18 protein-coding genes are annotated in these 17,716 nt (G+C 50.4%); 6 read left to right on the top strand and 12 right to left on the bottom strand.

The annotated features are described in order from the left end of the window. Nucleotides 1–151: 151 nt before the first annotated feature. Both Q7J08_RS02520 and Q7J08_RS02525 read left to right on the top strand, forming a co-directional pair. Nucleotides 152–1,027, top strand: coding sequence for a CBS domain-containing protein (locus Q7J08_RS02520; RefSeq protein WP_304910115.1), 876 nt, complete (start codon nt 152–154; stop codon nt 1,025–1,027). Between the two features lie 149 nt (nt 1,028–1,176). Then, nucleotides 1,177–1,950 (top strand): HPP family protein, encoded by a 774-nt coding sequence (locus Q7J08_RS02525; RefSeq protein WP_304910116.1) that lies wholly within the window; start codon nt 1,177–1,179, stop codon nt 1,948–1,950. Between the two features lie 258 nt (nt 1,951–2,208). Here the strand turns inward: Q7J08_RS02525 and Q7J08_RS02530 are convergent, their stop codons facing one another. The 4 genes from Q7J08_RS02530 to Q7J08_RS02545 all read right to left on the bottom strand — a co-directional run bounded on the left by Q7J08_RS02530 (nt 2,209) and on the right by Q7J08_RS02545 (nt 6,205). Next, entirely contained in the window at nt 2,209–2,862 is a 654-nt protein-coding gene (locus Q7J08_RS02530) for a hypothetical protein (protein ID WP_304910117.1), read from the bottom strand. Beyond that, nucleotides 2,862–4,544 (bottom strand): glutamate--tRNA ligase, encoded by a 1,683-nt coding sequence (locus tag Q7J08_RS02535; RefSeq protein WP_304910118.1) that lies wholly within the window; start codon nt 4,542–4,544, stop codon nt 2,862–2,864. The genes Q7J08_RS02530 and Q7J08_RS02535 overlap by 1 nt, the downstream gene beginning before the upstream one ends. 75 nt (nt 4,545–4,619) lie before the next feature. Then, nucleotides 4,620–5,222 carry an NTP transferase domain-containing protein gene (locus Q7J08_RS02540; protein ID WP_304910119.1) on the bottom strand — a complete coding sequence of 201 codons (603 nt, stop codon included), beginning with the start codon at nt 5,220–5,222 and terminating at the stop codon, nt 4,620–4,622. Further along, complete coding sequence (locus Q7J08_RS02545) at nt 5,210–6,205, bottom strand: histidinol-phosphate transaminase (protein ID WP_304910120.1); 996 nt, start codon at nt 6,203–6,205, stop codon at nt 5,210–5,212. The genes Q7J08_RS02540 and Q7J08_RS02545 overlap by 13 nt, the downstream gene beginning before the upstream one ends. 204 nt (nt 6,206–6,409) lie before the next feature. On the opposite strand from Q7J08_RS02545, the gene Q7J08_RS02550 reads away from it, so the two are divergent. The 4 genes from Q7J08_RS02550 (at nt 6,410) to Q7J08_RS02565 (ending at nt 10,359) form a co-directional block, all read left to right on the top strand. Next, nucleotides 6,410–6,595 (top strand): type II toxin-antitoxin system ParD family antitoxin, encoded by a 186-nt coding sequence (locus tag Q7J08_RS02550; protein ID WP_304910177.1) that lies wholly within the window; start codon nt 6,410–6,412, stop codon nt 6,593–6,595. A 28-nt stretch (nt 6,596–6,623) separates the two neighbouring features. Beyond that, nucleotides 6,624–7,784, top strand: coding sequence for a cell division protein FtsZ (gene ftsZ / locus Q7J08_RS02555; protein WP_304910121.1), 1,161 nt, complete (start codon nt 6,624–6,626; stop codon nt 7,782–7,784). A 430-nt stretch (nt 7,785–8,214) separates the two neighbouring features. Continuing rightward, nucleotides 8,215–9,096 carry a coiled-coil protein gene (locus Q7J08_RS02560; RefSeq protein WP_304910122.1) on the top strand — a complete coding sequence of 294 codons (882 nt, stop codon included), beginning with the start codon at nt 8,215–8,217 and terminating at the stop codon, nt 9,094–9,096. 78 nt (nt 9,097–9,174) lie between these two features. Beyond that, a complete protein-coding gene (locus Q7J08_RS02565) occupies nt 9,175–10,359 on the top strand; it encodes a DUF373 family protein (RefSeq protein ID WP_304910123.1) in 1,185 nt (394 codons plus the stop codon). A 33-nt stretch (nt 10,360–10,392) separates the two neighbouring features. On the opposite strand, the gene Q7J08_RS02570 is transcribed toward Q7J08_RS02565, so the two are convergent. From Q7J08_RS02570 to Q7J08_RS02605, 8 genes are all read right to left on the bottom strand, one after another. Then, nucleotides 10,393–10,941 carry a hypothetical protein gene (locus Q7J08_RS02570; protein ID WP_304910124.1) on the bottom strand — a complete coding sequence of 183 codons (549 nt, stop codon included), beginning with the start codon at nt 10,939–10,941 and terminating at the stop codon, nt 10,393–10,395. 43 nt (nt 10,942–10,984) lie between these two features. Then, the gene (ade, locus tag Q7J08_RS02575; protein ID WP_304910125.1) at nt 10,985–12,586 is read right to left on the bottom strand and encodes an adenine deaminase; all 1,602 of its coding nucleotides are present in this window, start codon (nt 12,584–12,586) and stop codon (nt 10,985–10,987) included. Beyond that, nucleotides 12,583–12,969, bottom strand: a complete 387-nt coding sequence (locus tag Q7J08_RS02580) for a hypothetical protein (protein WP_304910126.1) — start codon at nt 12,967–12,969, stop codon at nt 12,583–12,585. Before Q7J08_RS02580 ends, ade begins: the two co-directional genes overlap by 4 nt. Nucleotides 12,970–12,979: 10 nt before the next feature. Continuing rightward, on the bottom strand, nt 12,980–13,156 hold the full coding sequence (locus Q7J08_RS02585) for a hypothetical protein (protein WP_304910127.1): 177 nt from the start codon (nt 13,154–13,156) through the stop codon (nt 12,980–12,982). A gap of 91 nt (nt 13,157–13,247) precedes the next feature. Further along, complete coding sequence (locus Q7J08_RS02590) at nt 13,248–13,502, bottom strand: hypothetical protein (RefSeq protein ID WP_304910128.1); 255 nt, start codon at nt 13,500–13,502, stop codon at nt 13,248–13,250. 108 nt (nt 13,503–13,610) lie between these two features. Then, entirely contained in the window at nt 13,611–15,443 is a 1,833-nt protein-coding gene (locus Q7J08_RS02595) for a DHH family phosphoesterase (RefSeq protein ID WP_304910129.1), read from the bottom strand. A gap of 4 nt (nt 15,444–15,447) precedes the next feature. Beyond that, nucleotides 15,448–16,656 carry a potassium channel family protein gene (locus Q7J08_RS02600; protein WP_304910130.1) on the bottom strand — a complete coding sequence of 403 codons (1,209 nt, stop codon included), beginning with the start codon at nt 16,654–16,656 and terminating at the stop codon, nt 15,448–15,450. Between the two features lie 161 nt (nt 16,657–16,817). Beyond that, nucleotides 16,818–17,708, bottom strand: a complete 891-nt coding sequence (locus tag Q7J08_RS02605; protein WP_304910131.1) for a hypothetical protein — start codon at nt 17,706–17,708, stop codon at nt 16,818–16,820. Between the last annotated feature and the right edge of the window lie 8 nt (nt 17,709–17,716).

The following is a 17,716-nucleotide window of genomic DNA, read 5'->3' on the forward strand; positions in this document are numbered from 1 at the left end:
GGACTTCCGAAAAATATTTATCAGGAATAGACAAATATCTGCATTCCGTTCACGAATTTTTCCTGCGATCGAAAAAAAATACTCGTATCATAAGCCTATTAAGTCATGACAGAGCATTAACTCATTATACCACTTTGATGTTGGTAAAAACATGACAACACCAGCAAAGCAATCCAAAGGAAAAAAGAACAGTGTTCTTGATATCGCAAGTCTGAATGTCATCTCGGTCCCCCCAACTATGAGTATCATCGAAGGGATCCAGATGATGAGCCGGCACAACTTTCGTCGCCTGCCGATCACGGATCCCGGAACCAAGAAACTCATTGGGATTGTAACGATCACTGATGTTATAGACATGATGGGAGGAGGAAGCAGATACAACCTTATTGCAAACAAACATAAGGGGAATCTTCTGGCCGCCTTAAATGAAAGCCTGCGGGAGATAGCCACCGAAAATGTGACCGGCTTCTCGCCTTCAACGACCGTAAAAGAAGCGGCAAACATCCTCCTGGAAACAGGACACGGAGGTTTCCCAATTCTTAACGCTGACACCACCTTAGCAGGCATCGTCACCGAGTATGATCTGATGCGGATGCTTGCCGGAGAGGAGTCAGAACTGGTGGTCGATGAGATCATGACGCCGTGTCCAAAGAAGGTCGCACCAGATCTGCCGCTCATCCATGTAACAAAACAGATCGTGGATGATGGATATCGCCGGCTGCCTGTCGTAAAAGACGGGATCCTGCTTGGAATGATTACCGCCACGGATATCATGGGCTATCTTGGAAAAGGCAGAGTCTTTTCCGAGATGCACAACGGAACCGTTGATGAAGTCCTGAGCCTCCCTGTTCGGGATATTATGACGGCATCAGACATCAGAACGGTCTCAGCCGATATGCCGATCAACACGGTAGCAAAAGAGATGCTGGCCCGTGGGATCGGAGCGTTCCCCGTAATGGACGGGGGGCGGCTTAGCGGGATCGTGACCGAATTTGATCTGGTAAAAGCTCTTACAGGAAAGATCTGAACTTTTTCACCATATGACGTCTGAAAAAATATGCAGACGATTCATCTGGTGGAAACCCGAAAACATCTTTTGCAGGAGTTGGACTGCAAAGAGAAACAGTGTTTTCCGCCACACGATTGAATAAACTCTTCAAAGAGGAGGAAGCAAACATGAACCAGAAACTAACCGTAAAAGACGTAATGTCTAAACCCGTTTCGATTGCAAAATCTGCACTGATCCCGGAAGCTCTTTCAAAGATGCTCAACGAAGGTATCGACCCGATCGTTGTAACAAACGACCATGTGGTCGTTGGAACTGCAGCCCGCAGGACCATCGCAGAAAAAATGGGAAGCAAAAAAACTGGAAATATTCCAGCTTCCCAGATCCGTGTTGCAAGCGTCACGAGAGATGACTTTACCTCGGTTTATCAGGATCAGGACGCGGAGCTACTCGTCCCGCTTCTCCAAAGATACAAGATAGTCATTGTTTGGGATGACGAACACCGGCTCATCGGTCAGGTCACCAAAGGCGACTTGTTAAGACACATCATCCCCGAAGGGCCGCTTGATACAATGACGGAGATCGCCCCAAGAATCACACCGGACGACCGCCTCGTCCAGCTGCACCGCAGAATGGCAAACAATGGCGCGACCCGGTTTATTGTGATGGATGGAAACAAGTCTGTGGGTATTGTCACTGAAACAGATATTGCGAAAGTCCTCGTAAAACTGAAAAGCGAAATCGATAAACACTTCGACAATGCACTCCGAAACGTAACTGCAGCAGACATTATGTCAACACCCCTCATTACTACACAGGTAAATACCCCTGTCTCGAAAGTAGTGGACATGATGCTCGCAAAAAATATCAGCACTGTTCCTATTGCTGACGGTGAAAAGGTCATCGGGTTCATCACCAGAAAATCCCTGGTCAATGCACTCTGACATACCCCCCTTTTTTATATAATATTTGACAGCTACAGAATATTCCTCGACAGGCAAGTGACTTTAACTGCCCATATGAATCTTGAGAACAGGATATTCCGCCGCGTCGGGCTCCGCGCCGGAGTCGCCCTCCCGCACCCCTAAATCAGATAGGAAGTGACTCACGAGTGCGTTTTCAAAGCTTTTGAGCACCATTTTCCGGGACGCAGTATTTTTTTTTATTTACGCCAACTGTCAAGTTTAGAATTCGCCAAAAATTTACCAGACCCTGCCGTCCACTCTTTTGGTACTCTTCGCGGGTGATAGATTTCGCACCATAACTTCTGATCTATGTACGTTTCGGTAAAGAGTGTCCCCACCCGAAATGACCGCGAACGCATCATTCTCACCCACGCAGCGAAGACCTGAGTGCGGTTCATAGGGGAGGACCAGCAGAAACTCGACCGGGTCACCGTAGATCTCAGATAAGAGTGATTTTTTTGCAGCGATCTCTGTCAGAAACCCTTTGGTCCCTGCAGAACCGGTGATCACCTCGCCGAAAATCCGGACACCGTCACGTGTCCTGATAAGAAGATCCATCTCCGCAACGACACGACCCTTCATCTTAAACCGAATGCCGCCGTCCCGCGAGTACCACAAACCGTCCGGAGCATATTTATCGTAAGGAATATAGACCGCATCGGCTAGTTTCGCGGCAATCGACACGATGGAAGAAGAATTCTCCGATGCGCTCAAAAGAAGTTCATACGAGAGGGCTTCAAAGAACTCGCCGACCGCAGAAGGATGGAGAGGATTGGTCTCCTCATAAAGAACGGCCCTACTCGACTTTGGGAGATGATGAACGGCCCGGCGGACATGGGAAAGGGTCACCTCCTCCGCGGACAGAAGTCCGGCAACCTCAGACGCTGACATCAGCGGTGAGTGAAGTACGCGATCACTTTTCCATCTATGACTGCATCGATCTTTGAGAAGCCGACCCGCTCAAACTGAACGATTCTGCCCGCATATTCACGAACAGCCGACTCACAGAACCCTTCAAAGATGCCTTCCGGCATAAGAAGCGAACAGGAAGCTGCCATTTCGATTGGAAGCCACTGAACGATCGCGGCCTTAAGAGAACGTGCATCGGCAAGGGAATCTCCCGCATACTCAGCCGAACTTGGACCAGTGATATTGATATTGAACAGATCCTTGAGTCTAAGCATCCCGCCCTTTTCCATCTCACTCTTCGGCAGAAGAACACGGCCCGTGAACGGAAGAACACGTTCTCCCCGCTCGGGCTGATTTGGATATACCGGAGCGTGTGCCTCGGTCTTTGGGGCACCGGTGATCTCCACTTCAACGGGCTCGGGAACGAAGAAGTACCGATCCGCCCCGGCATCAATGACCGCCTTGTTCTGAGCAAACAGATTTTCCCAGGAGAACGAAATATCCGTATCGCCCATGCCGATATCTATCGTGGCAGCGCGAACTGCCTCCGGCTGAATACCGCGGCGGGCAAGAGCACGAAGCGTTCCGAGATGGATATCATCCCAACCGGTGTAGAGACCTTCGTTGATCCCTCTGCGCATACCTGAGGTGGACAACTCGAGTCCGGCGATGGACATTCTCCCGTAATGATAGAAGTACGGCATCTTCCAGCCGAAGTAGTTGTAGATATACTCCTGACGGCGGGTGTTTGCGATATGATCCTTCCCGCGGATAACATGCGTCATACCAAGGAGATGGTCATCTATCACCACCGAGAAGTTCATCAGAGGGTAAACATAGACATCCGGCTTTCTCGGGTGGGGCGTGCTGGTCAGAACACGCATCGCGGCAAAATCACGCACAGCCGGGTCAGGGTGTGATATATCGGTTTTTACCCGGAGCGTGATCTCCCCTTCGACATACTTTCCGGCAATCATATCATCGAATCTTTTCAGGTTCTCTTCGACAGGAATGCCACGGCAGGGACAGGGGATCTTCTTGAGCTTTTTCTCACGGAACTCGTTGTTATCGCAGGTACACATATATGCCCCGCCGAGCTGGAGAAGTTCGCGTGCATACGCATAGTAGATCTCAAAACGATCCGACTGATAGATCACATCGGTGATCCCGATCCCGAGCCATGCAAGATCTTCGGGGACCATTTCATATGCTGACGGATCGACACGTTTCGGATCGGTATCTTCGACGCGGTAATAGAATTTGCCGCCGTATTTTTTCACGTAATAGTCGTTCAGTACCGAAGCGCGGGCGTGTCCAAGATGAAGAGGGCCGGACGGGTTGGGTGCAAACCGCATGACGACCCCGAATTCAGCGTTCGGAAGGTCAGGAAGTTCATGGCTCCTCTCCTTTTTTTCATGCATCTTTTCTATTGCACCCGGATTGAGAGAGATCAGTTTTTCTTCGCGTTCTTCAATTGAAAGAGCGGCGACCTCGGCGAGGATCTCCGGGATAAGAGCATTGATCTCTTTTGCTTTCGCACGAAGTTCAGGGTGGGCACCCATCACACTTCCGAGAATTGCGCCGGCACGGGGAACAGTCTTATGTTTAACGGCGTTTTCCAGTGCCAGGACGTATATATCGTTTCGAATATCTGCATCTGCCATGTTGAGTAGATAGTATTGGCGGGACGGAGTGTTTATACTTACGGCTTTTTTGTATTGTAGAAAAAAAGGTGTTCGCTAACAAGGTCGAACGGAACAAAATTCCCGTTCTAAAACCGCTAACTCTTCACGCGTATTGATATTGAACGCAAGACCCGGCTCATCGAGCAAAAGACACAGTTCGTCCTGCACTTCGGCAACAAGACTTCCCATGAAAATATTTACTGCACACGGTGCTGCCGGAACTCCGTTGATCTCCTCACGGTATCTTGGCTGCATGCCGTATCTTTCACAAAGAGTGATCGGGACCCATGTTGAACAGGCAGGTTTGCCTGACGCATGATACGCATCAAGTATCTGTCCGATGATGTCAGCTGTGAGGCAGGGAATATCAGCCGCAGAAGTAAAGAGCGGACCATCTTCGCCGGAGATCTCGACAGCTTCACAGAGATCCTCGACGTATCCTGTCCCCTGCGTGTCGATTGACTCAACATTGTTCGCACGACACCAGTTCCGGGTGAAGGGCGTTTTATAGGAAGTCACAACGACCGGTTCACATCCGGCTTCGATGAAGGCATCGAGTACCCAGGAGATCATCGGACGATCGTGGACCATGACCAGAGCTTTTTCCCCGAGCCGGAGTCTTGAACCTTCACCGCCGGCAAGGATCAGCGCAAGCATGCAGAAAGGGCCTCCACCACACGGAGGTTCTTCTCCCGGATCTCAACCGAGATGCGGATCGATTCCGGCAGACCAAACGATGTGCAGTCCCTAACAAGAACACCGTGTTTCAGCATAGACCCGGTGAACTCAGATGCATTTCTCCCGAGATGCACTAATATATAGTTCACCGAACTTTCGGCAAAAGACAGACCAAGTTCAGTGAGGCGGGCGAAGTACCATTCACGTTCAGCGGAGATTTTTTCTGCAGAAACAGCAAGTTCATCATAGTGATCAAGAGCCTGCATTGTATAGGCTTCCGCAAAGGCGTTCACCGTCCAGGGAGTTCGTACCGTCTCGATCTTTTCGATCAGATCGGCCGGACCAAAACCGAACCCGAACCTGATCCCGGGGACCGAGAAACATTTGGTGATCGAACGCATCACAAAGAGATCATCTGACCGTATGTCAGAAATTGACTCATCCCGTGCGGCGAGTTCCATAAAAGCCTCATCAACAAAGAGCCGGGATCCCTTTTTTGTACAGTCATCCAGAAGAGCGAGCATTTTCTCGCGGGGCGTTAGAATTCCTGTTGGATTATTCGGGTTACAGATGATCCGGAGATCGGCATCCCTGCCGGAGATGACATGAGCGCCGGCAAGTTTTGCGGAAAGCTCATACTCTCCAAACGTCGGAGGATCGATCCTGACGGGAGAGAGCGCTGAGAGAACAACGCTGCAATAAACACGGATCAGCTCAGCCGATCCGTTTCCAACACAGATCTCATCGGTACGGCGGGAAAAAACCCGACCAATTTTATCCTTTAAAGCACTATATGTATCATCAGGATACACGCAGAGATCAACATCCCTGAAATCGCAGGAAACTTTGGGCAGAAACGGATTCATACTTGCACTCACGTCAAGAAGATCGGAGCCGTATTTTTGCCTTAAAGCGATAATCCTACCGCCATGGACTGCTTTCTCAGGAAAATGTTTCTGCATTTTGTAGTATAATCTTGGTCTCTTTCGACATAAATAAACCACAGATAGAAAATTATCTTGCGTTAATACATGAATATCACAAGATATATTTATATATTCAAACATCCAATTAGATTTTGTCCAAGATCGGACGTCAGCCCTGTGTCTTACATATGTCAGACAAATGGCAGACAATTGACTGACAAATGTCAGATTGGAGTTATGATGGACCGTATCACCATACGCCTACCCCCTCAGCAAATCGAACTACTAGAATTACTTGTCGAATCCGGCGAGTTTCCAACCGTTTCTGAAGCAGTACGATATGCAGTCAGGGAATTCCTCTCGCAGAGAGGAGACAGGATACTGCGTGACAGCGATCAAGTAACATCATTTGACGGACGATTATAACAGTAAAATCATTGGGGTGTTTACAAAAATGCAGAGTATTATCAATGAGGCACTGAAGAACTCAGAGCTCGAAAAAGGAATCCAGACGACATCCATCGTTGACGACGATGACATGCTCGGACAACCAAGAATCGTTATCGTCGGATGCGGCGGCGCTGGAAACAACACGATCAACAGACTTCACAACATGAAAGTCGCAGGATCGGAAACCATCGCCATCAACACCGACAAGCAGCACCTGGATATGATCCAGGCCGACAAGCGTGTTCTGATCGGCAAATCCCTGACCCGCGGTCTTGGAGCCGGAGGTTTCCCAGACGTAGGACGCCGTGCCGCAGAAATGGCACGCCCGACCCTTGAAGAGATCCTGAAAGATGCAGACCTCGTCTTTGTCACCGCAGGCATGGGCGGAGGAACCGGAACCGGATCCGCACCCGTCGTAGCACAGATCGCCAAAGAACACGGCGCCATCGTCATTGCGATGGTCAGCTACCCATTCCAGGTTGAGCGGGCGAGAATGCTGAAAGCTGAAGAAGGACTTGAAGCAATGCGCCAGGCAGCAGACTCCGTTATTGTCCTTGACAACAACAGACTCAAGAACTTCGTTCCAAACCTTCCGCTTGGTCAGGCATTCTCTGTCATGGACCAGCTCATCGCCGAAACCGTCAAAGGGATCTCCGAGACGATCACCGAACCATCTCTCATCAACATCGATTACGCAGACGTCCGCGCCATCATGAGCAAGGGCGGCCTTGCAGTCATGCTTGTTGGCGAGTCCAAACAGCAGAACAAGGCCGAGTCCGTCATTCGCGACTGTCTTGCCCACCCGCTTCTCGACATCGACTTCCGCGGAGCAACCGGCAGTCTGATCCACATCACCGGTGGAAACGACCTTACCCTTCACGATGCAGAAGAGATCGCACAGCAGCTCACCTACGAACTTGACCCCCATGCAGATGTCATCTGGGGAGCAAGAGTCCGCAAAGATTTCGAAGGCAAAGTCTCCGTCATGGCAATCATGACCGGCATCCAGAGCCCGCAGATCCTTGGCGGTCACTCAGTCAACACCTTCCAGGCAGGCAACTCCGGCTCAAACATCTCATCACGTAATCCATCCACCTCTCCCACGACCCATCAGCAAAATACCGCAACTGCACGCAGCGGTTCCTCGTTTGACTGGATCATGTAAAACCGACTCACCATACGTAAGTTTCATACACCACACATATACCCCGACCGGGATGATGGAAGGCACCAGAAGGTACGTCGTCACCTTCACCACATCACCCCATTAGGAAATATATCCGGGCAGACAAATATCCCGTCTGCCCAAAACACCCGACCCGTAGGTATAGGGGTTGAGGTGATTCGACTGTTTTTTTCACGATAATTATACGACACCTTTATTTCTCCATACCACCACTAATTATAGGAAAGTCGTATATCTGCGGAGTCGGAAGAGTCCAACGAGTCGGCCGCCAGTACAGGAGATTGAATACTATCATTGAAACTTTGCACTTGTTTTTGCGTCATTTTTCATGCAGTTTGGTATTTTCTCCAGCGCGGGCGACCCTCGGATCCTTCTCTCTGCGGACGGCTGCTCAGGATAGGTAAGAACGTTGACCGAAGATCTTGTCGATAAAAGAAAATCACTCCTCGAAGAGTCTGAAGAACACAAAGTAAAGCGTAACGAGTTAAATTCTCAGGCAAGCCAGTTTGCCCGTGAGAGAAACGAGTTAAACAACGCAACCCGCCAGTATGTCGAGGACGCACAGAAAAACAAAGAACTCCGTGACCAGTCCAACAACGATGTTCAGTCCCTGAAAGAGAAGAGGAACGAGTTAAACGACAAGGCTAACACCCTCTTTGAAGAGATCGATGCTCTCCGGGGCGAGCAGGGAACCGGTTCCGCGGCTCAGAGCCACGAGAAGAAACCCTCAGCAAAAGACGTCCAGCGTCAAATCGACCAGCTCGAAGAGAGACAGCAGACTGAAACAATGTCCAAAGAGAAGGAAAATGAGCTTGTTGATAAAATCAAACAGCTTAGATCCGAACTCAAGGACCAGGAAGTTGAGCACGAACAGAACAAAGAAGTCCGCACCCGCCTGATCGAGGCACGTGAGTTCCGCAAACAGGCATCAGCGATCCATGCAGAAGTTACGGAGAAAGCCGAGCTTGCCCAGAAACACCACGACCTGATGGTCGAGTGCTACAGAAAGGCCGACAAATCACGGGAAGGCGCAGATGCAAAGCACAAACAGTTCGTTGAGGCACAGGAGGCTGCAGATGCTGAGCACAAACAGTTCCTCGAATGCCAGAAACAGCTTCGCGACTATGATAAAGTCCTGACAGGCATCCGCTCAAAGCAGAAGAAAGTTAAGAGTGTGAAAGAGAACAAGTCCGCAAGAAAGGAAGCAGAAACCATCTTCAACGCATTCAAGAGCGGTGAGAGACTGACTACCGAGGACTTATTAAAACTTCAGCGCTCAAAGCTTATCTGAAGTTTTCCAAATATAACCTATATTTTTTCCCGCTTTTTTCCCACAGATATTTAATCCATAAATGGTAATTGTATAACAATGAGGGCACGCACTCTGATCCTGAGCATTGACAGAGATGACGACGTGGGATACAAGGCAGGCATAGAGAGTCCCGTACTTGGCAGGGACGCATGTCTTGATGCCGCGACAAGACTGGGTCTCGCCGATCCTGAAGATTCCGATACGAATGCCATCTTTCAGGCAATCAAAACCTACGATGAGCTGAAAGCTAACGGCGAGGACGTGGAGGTCGCCGTGATCGGGGGCAATCACATGAATATGCTTGAAGGAGACCGGAGGATCGGAGACCTTCTCGCAAAGGTCATTGAGATCACCGGGGTCACTGATTGTATACTTATCTCCGACGGGGCGGAGGACGAATACGTTCTCCCGATCATTCAGTCGCATCTGAAGATATCAGGCGTGGTAAGGGTCATTATCAAACAGCTTCCAAACATCGAGGGGACATACTATATCATCAAAAAGCTGATGAACGACCCGAAGATCGCGAAGATCATTCTGCTTCCGATCGGTCTGGTCCTTCTTCTCTATGCCTTAGTTGCCTTGCTTGCACCCGGCGTTTCCGCAATTCTCGTGGCCGTAGGTATCATCGGGCTGTATCTGCTGTTCAAGGGATTCGATCTGGATCGGTACTTCTTTTATGCATGGCATGCAGTCATTGAATCATTCAGGAAGGGGCAGTTCTCCTTTGTTGCCTATCTGGTCGCAGTTATCCTGGTCATCGGCGGAGTCATCTCCGGGCTGATGAGTGTTATTACCAATTTCCCGAACTCAGGAGATGTAGGGGTCCTCTATCTCGCCTTATCATTCCTTTACGGGGCGGTCATCTGGATCGTTATCGCAGGTCTTGTAGCCTCTGCCGGAAAGATCACGGATTATGTCCAGAATTATCAGGCAGGCATTTCCAGGATATTTGTCGTACCGTTCTTTGTTATCGCAACCGGCATGATCACCTACGGTGCAGTAATCTATTTCCTCTCCATCTCGCCGGTCGAACCGTTCCCGTTCACCACAACAGACGGCATCATCGCAATGATGCTCCTCACGATCGCCGGACTTGCGATTGCCTTTACCGGCATCTATCTGAGACCATTTGTCCAGAGAAAAATCAATTCATGGATAGAGATCAGGCAGAAACTTGATGAAGATGCGGAAGGATGCAGCGATAAAGGAAAACCAGTATATAAAAAAGTTAGGTACTGAAAGGCAGTCCTGAAAGATAACTCAGATACCAGATCACTGGAAATATCCAAAACCTTTCGACATGATCTTGGTATTATTAAAGATCTTAGAGTCAGTAGGGGTAAGGACAAACGTCAGTTTCGGGATCACCGTACCAAACGTGTGAGCAGGATACCAGTAGGACCCATCCCCATAATCAACGACCACATTTTTTACAGTGATGACCGCACGGTCATTATCGACATATGAATAGGTAACCACCTGAGAATCTTTTCCCGCCTCGGGATAACCCACCACAGCGAGAACACGGTTTTTCAGATCCTGCTTTCCGAAAAGGAATACCAGAAAGGCGATCCATGGCGTGACCTCATACTGCACCGTGATCTCAGCATCCGTTCCCGAAAGAACGATATCAATAGAATTAACGGTCAGATACCCGTACCGGTTCGATCCGTCCACAAAGACAGAGGTATTATCATTGACCGTCTGATTATCCTCAGAGATCGTGATGATCGGGGTCTGGGCGGCGAAAACGGGTCCCGTACCAATCAAAAGCAGAAATGCCGTTATCATGAACAGAGACAAGAGCCGGGTAAAGTTCATTGTGATACGTATGTCTCGAAAACGAGATAGTCTTTTCCCCTACTCAAAAAGAAATCGGCACGTCTTTGAATGCATCCCCGTCAAAAAGACCACGCGGGGTGATCCTGAGATGCGGTATGACCGTAAGAGAGAGGAACGACAGGTTCATGAACGCCGCCGGCGATGCGCCCGTCAACATCAGCCTGACGAATAGGTCGTCCATCCGGGTGACGACCTCTTCGTAGAACAAAGGCGTCATCAACCCGCCGTAGGGGAGAAAGAGAACGGTCGTGACCCCGTCGCATACAACAGCCATTCCCCCACCGCTGTCGTTCACTGCGTGGATCGCCTGAATGATCTCCTCATCCGTGACACCGGCCGCAATAATGTTGTGGGCATCATGCGAGACCGAAGAGGCTATAGCCCCTTTAACAAAGGTAAAACCTTTGACAAGCCCGACGCCGAACCCTTCAGACCGGTACCGGTCAACACTCACGACCTTATGAAAATCCCGGGCGGTTTCGCTGTCAAGAGACTCGGTTATGATCTCACCCGGAACAAGACCTATGACCCGGAGTCTGCCATTCGGTAGAGCGAGTTCTTCTTTTGCGGGGATACGGCAGGAGAACGGCGGACATATGCAGTCCAAGGAACTTCCGGGGTTTGGCAACGATGAGGTGCGGACCCCGTTTTTATACACTGCCGAGACGAAAAACTCAGCTCCGTCCTGCAGTATGCAGAAATCGGCAACTCTTCCGGGAGCGATCATCCCGCGGTCGGTCAGACCAAAACAGTCGGCCGCTGAAAGCGTCGCAAGCCGCAGAGCATGCTCCAAAGACATCCCGGATCTGACCGCGACCCGAATACAGTGATCGATCGAACCCTCACGGACCCGCGAATCCACATGCCGGTCATCAGTGCAGAAACAGCACCTTACGGCGGTCCGGTCATTCACGATTTTCGAGAGGGCGGCAACATTTTTCGCAGCATCTCCTTCACGGAGAAGAACATACATCCCGAGGGAGAGTTTTTCATTTCCTTCGGCAGCTGAGATACACTCGTGATCTGTTTTAATATGCCGGGATATATATCTGCAGAGCGCCTCGCCGGAAAGTCCCGGAGCATGCCCGTCGATGTGATCGAATACAGCGAGCTTTGCCATGACCTCGGGATCCCCAGACAGAACGCCGGGAACATTCATCATCTCGCCAAGTCCGATGACCGAAGGAGTATTTTTATAGGAGGCAACGTCCTTTGACGAGACAACGGCGCCGCCTTTATCCAGAGGGGTCGCCGGCACGCATGACGGGATCATGAAGAAGATATCGGCAGGCGAACTCTTCGCATCCTCAAGCATGAAATCGATCCCGGCACATCCTGAAACATTGGCGATCTCATGAGGATCCGCGATCACCGTGGTCACGCCGTTTTTGAGAGAAAGACGGCCGAACTCGCGGGGAGTCAGAAGAGAACTCTCGATATGCACGTGGGCATCGATCAGACCCGGGACAACGCGTGCCCCAGAGAGATCGGTCACGTTTTCGCCCTTAAGGGCGCCGGGTTTTCCAACTATCGTTACCCGACCGTCGTCAACAGAAAACGCTGCCAACCGCCATTCGCCGACGGCAGGATTAAAAAGAAGGGCATTATCAAAAATCTGCGTCATGCGATCAGAATATTCTGGATGAAACCGGTGATCCTGGGGGTTCCTTCAGCGCGTTCGAGAACATAGATGAAAACCTTGTATTCGCCCGGCGGAAGGTCGATCTGCAGTTCAGTAACGGAGTCGCCTTTTGTCAGCGTACCAAGAACCGACTCGGATTCACAAACCGGAGTTGATGAGAGAAGGGTATCCTGACGGAAGATATTGTACTGGAACCACACCTCTCTCTGTTCGCCGTCATAATGGATCGGTGTTGTCAATACACCATTCTCATAGACCGAGGTCCCCGCAGTTAAGGAATTCCCGCCGGTAAACACCAGAATGAGAGCGATAGCGGCAAGAACACAGACTACGCCTCCAATGATCAGCAGAGTTTTGCGTTCCATATCCTAATGCTCAGTCAGCCCTCTCGACAATAACACGAACTTTATCGCCCGCTTTGAGACCGGAACCTTTCGGAACATCGATGTTGAACCAGTAAGGACCCTGCTGGGCCATAAGACAATCCTTTACACCATCGATATCAGAGACAAATTCCAAGGTTTCCACTACCTCAAAAATTTTAACAGCCATACTAACATAGAGGGAAGGAACAGTAATTAAGTTTGTTGTTTTCCATTAGGGAAAACAAAAAAAATGAATTGCCAAGATGGTATGTGATATTTTATAACATAGGTTTGCTTGTTACCATCCAGGTGGTACTGTTGGAGTAACTCCAACGGCTGATATCCAGCTCATCGCAAATTTCGGAGAGGATGGCGAGGTTGGTCCCAACTTCTTTTGAAGAGAGACCGAGATCTTTTGCGATATACTTCGCTTTAAAGAATCTTCCGCCCTTGGATACACCTGCTTTCAGGTATCCGAGGATCTTCGCCTGGGTTTCGTTGTATCTTTCAAGAATTGTTCTAGGTTCGGCCATTTTGACTTACCTCACGTAAGTATTGTATCTTTTACATTATAAAGATATTGTTATGATTTGGGTAACAGATCCTGTCGGATCAAAAAAAGAGAATTCGTGCTTTTACCGTTAAGCTACGGTAAATTCAGAGATTTTCTCGATCATCTTTTCGATAACCTGCGTCCGCATGCCTTCTACGAATTTGATGCTGCCGACAACGAGGTGACCTCCGCCGGAGATTCCTGCTCCCGGCATCTCATCCCGCATGGACCTGACCATCTGGGGGATGTTCATCCGGACACCGCGTGATCTGATGACCGCAAAGTCCGGACCAAGACCGAGCGTGACAACAGGTTCGTTCACATACTTCTTGCAGAGGATATCGTGAACTTCGCCAGAGGATTTGCCCGGAGGCGGGAAAGTGAACCGGTGAGCGAACATCTCCACATCGGCAAGGAACAGATTCGCACCGGAGGTAAGCTTCTGATCATGGATGTGGGGCATCATAGTGTTCATCTGATCCTCGATCGCCAGGTTTGCCTCGATGACGAGGAGGTTCACGAGTTTTAGATGGCGTTCCGGAGCATTGTTGATATTGAGGATATCTTTGACGATCTCGCGTCCGTCATTGAATCGGAGCCAGTACTGCTCGTAATCAAGGGACAAGGCCATGTCTTTACATTCATCGCGGGTGTATTTCCCTTCGATCAATGCAAGATAGGTGGCAAGTTCGGGAGCCTCGCTTCTGTCTGCCACGCCGGCAACTGCCGGGAAATGCATGATGCGTGATTCGATTGCGGGGTTGATCAGCCGGGCGATCTCCGTTCCAAGCATACCTGCGGTGACACCAAAGTCGCCGCCGACATGATAGGGGTTAACATGGCACAGGAGATACTTGTCGATGGTATCATCGGGATGGTGGTGGTCGGCAACGATGACGTCGAGACCATAGACTTCGGTCATTTTGTATGACGGCATGTCTTCTTCGGTCGAACCGTTGTCCATGAGAAGGATGAGCGGAAGTTTCTGACCGAACCGGACATTGTCTTTGAGCATCATGTCGAGATCGCGGGTCACATCTTCTATTTCATAGAAAGGAGCTTTCGAGGGAGAGCGGCGCAGAAGGAAGTTGTCCTGATCGGGGTCTCCGCCGTTGTCACGGATGAACTGGGTAACTGCAGTTTCTACTGAAACGGCCGCACAGATCCCGTCGGCATCCGCGTGATGACGGATGATGATCGGCTGCTGGGTGAGAACGGCACGCCGGACGATCTTCGCGAATTTCCGCATCTCGGGCCAGAGAGCATCGAGGACGTCACTCTGGATCAGGGGTTTTACCTCAGGAGGTTCGGCACGGGCTTCGAGTGCACGGTTGATCCGTCCTCTCACATTATCGGCTTCCTCTCCTTTGAGGACCTGCATGCCGGAGACCTCGATCTGCATCTGGTTGTTTCTGCGGGTAGCTTCGCCGAATACTCTGACGATATCGCCGAGATTTACTTCAGGATAGGAGCGGACACCTGCTTCGGTGAAAGCGGCGGCATCTTCGACACCGGAGTCATCACAGATGGTAAAGATGGTCGGACCCGAGGTCTGTTTGATCTGCACGACATCTGCTTCGATCGTGACGTTTCTGCCGGTCTTTGCCGTCAGATCGGAGAGTTTGGTCAGGGTGATATTCTTTGCGACAAGCTGGGTCTCATAGCTTCCTTCAGGAATGGAAACCTCTCTGAGATCGATGTTGCCGTTTGGCCGGATCTGGTTAACGAGAACGACGATCGGATCGCGCTCCTGTTTATCGGTCAGCACATTACTTTTATGGAGAAGACCTTTGGTTCTGTCATTTAACTGAACGAAAGTGCCGAAGGTCGCAAAACCCTGGACTTTGCCGATGTACATGTTGCCTTCAACAATGTCATCCACTTCACAACCCGGCCCAAGCCGGTATACGATATCTGTCATATTTTTACTCCTCTTCAAAATCATCTATTTCATCGGTATCTGCACCGCAGAGACCGTAGAGCTTTTCTTCACCATCACGTCTTCCGCGGGCGACCAGAAGATCACCGGCATACAGACAGACGTTTCTCCCCGGACGATAGATCCACTTGTTTTCATGTTTGACGGCAAATATGACCATTCCGGTCACGGTACCTACATGAGTTTCAGCAAGGGATTTTGTGTCAAGAGTGGATCCTTCATGGACCGTGACCCACGCAATGATCTCGTCAGATTCCCGAACGATCCGTTTGATGATAGGCGGAACATCGATCTCCCGGAGAACTACATCGGCGATGGAACTTGCGGCGTCCGATATCGACTCGGCGAACGAGGACATATACAGCATTCCGCGTAAGCTTGCGACATCCTCGGTACGCTTGGCGGCTTCAAGGGTCCAGAGATCGAGCCGAAGCCGCATCTCGTCGAGCTCTTCTTCGAGTGCCACTACTTCGTTTGCCAGATCCAGATTATCATGGAGCAGAGCGGAGTACGCAAGACCGACGGAGAGTTCACTGATATTTTTCATCTCAATCATGAGAGCGACCGCACGGTCAAGATCGTTGATGGGGGATGCGATCTGAGCCTCGTCGCCCGGCACCGGCTGGCCTGCAAGTTCACAGAGTTGTGGGAATCCATACTCGGGACCGCGGCCAACGAGAACATCACCGGCACGAAGGACCGTATGTTTATCAGGATCATAGAGTCTCTGACGCATCCTTCTGATCAGGATGATCCGAATACCGGTAACGGACTGGAGCTTGATGTCGCCGAGTCGTGCGCCGTCAAGGGGGCTCCCGGCAGCAACGACGGTTCGGTGGGTGGCTTCTTCCGCCTCGGGAAGAGCTCTGCGCAGGTTCGCGGGAAAGGAGACATGCCGCATGATATTTTTCGCGATATCAGCCGCATGGTTCGATATCCTCTCTGAGGCTTCGGCCAGCTGGAGAAGGCCGCTCATCGGTTCGGTCTCCTCTATGCGCCGCACACTCATCATACTGGTAATACGTGCCTGATAGATGAGGTCATTCATACGTTCTTCGAGTTCTATGACTTCATCTGCTATGGCGTTGCTTTCGAAAAGCACTGCAGAATAAGCCAGATCAACCATGAGTTCGCTGATGTCTTTCATCTCGATAAGTACATCTTTGAGGTTGATCGGTTGATTGTCACGGTCCATGATAGTGTGTGTATTAGTGAGAGTTCTGACTACTTAATAAATAGGATACTCGTTTAGCCTGAGAAAAATGATGGGACGGGGATATCTGCCGCGGGTGAGGGGAAATACCGGGCATTCTGGGTTTTGCTGAGAGACGGGGCGTTCCCCTCTGAGGGGCAGATTCAGCCGAAGAAGTCGAGCTGTTTTTGTCTGACCCCGACTTTCCCTTTGGTCAGATCATCAAATGAACGGCGGATCTCGATTTCCATATCGGCGTTCTGTTTTTTTACCCAGCGAATAGTCTCTGCCCAGGTCCCTGCGGGGATGCGGTATCCAAACCCGGCGGTCGTCCGGGAGAAGAGTTCTGCGCCAAGCAGACCCTCTTCGGGAAATGCTGCAGAAAATGCTTCATACAAAAGGAAACACTGCTCAAAAGGATGCGCTTTTTCTTTGATCTTCTGATCAAAGGAGACGATCAGTTCTGCAAGGATCTTTTTTGATTCGTCCGATAAGGGGGAGGCGTCAAGATTTTGGGTGAGAACATCCCGGATCGTATTGACCATACGCGGCGTCAGATGCGCATGTTTCTCCCGCATCTGATAGGCATTTTTCAGATTTTGTATGATATTGATCTCGGAAAGCCGTTTGCCGCGCGGGATCTCGCCTGCGGCGAAGAGCCGGGAAACTTCAGCCGGCGTGACGACCACGTCAGCGATACGTGCCGCGTCGGAGATGTACGCCGCCGTCTCCTGTGCGGGATCTCCCGGGGGACGTCTCGCAAGCAGATATCTGAACCGTTCCAGTTCGAAGTATTCATCCTCGTCTGCATACCGCTCAAAGGAAAACTTCCCTGCACGAAACTTCGCCACCTTATTCATGCATTTCATCTCGAGATCGAATCCGTAGAGTGCGATACACCGGGTGATCTCAGCTTTGGTCGGCTTCGATCCGGATTTGATCATGCGTGCCGCTGCAAATTTTTTCGCATCGGTGTTGACTTCACGCACCAGATAATATCTTTTCAGACCATTTTGGACACGGACTTCAACACGATACAACTCATTCGCAGACATATGATGCA

The sequence above is a fragment of the Methanocorpusculum sp. genome, from assembly GCF_030655665.1.
In the GTDB taxonomy this organism is placed as follows: domain Archaea; phylum Halobacteriota; class Methanomicrobia; order Methanomicrobiales; family Methanocorpusculaceae; genus Methanocorpusculum.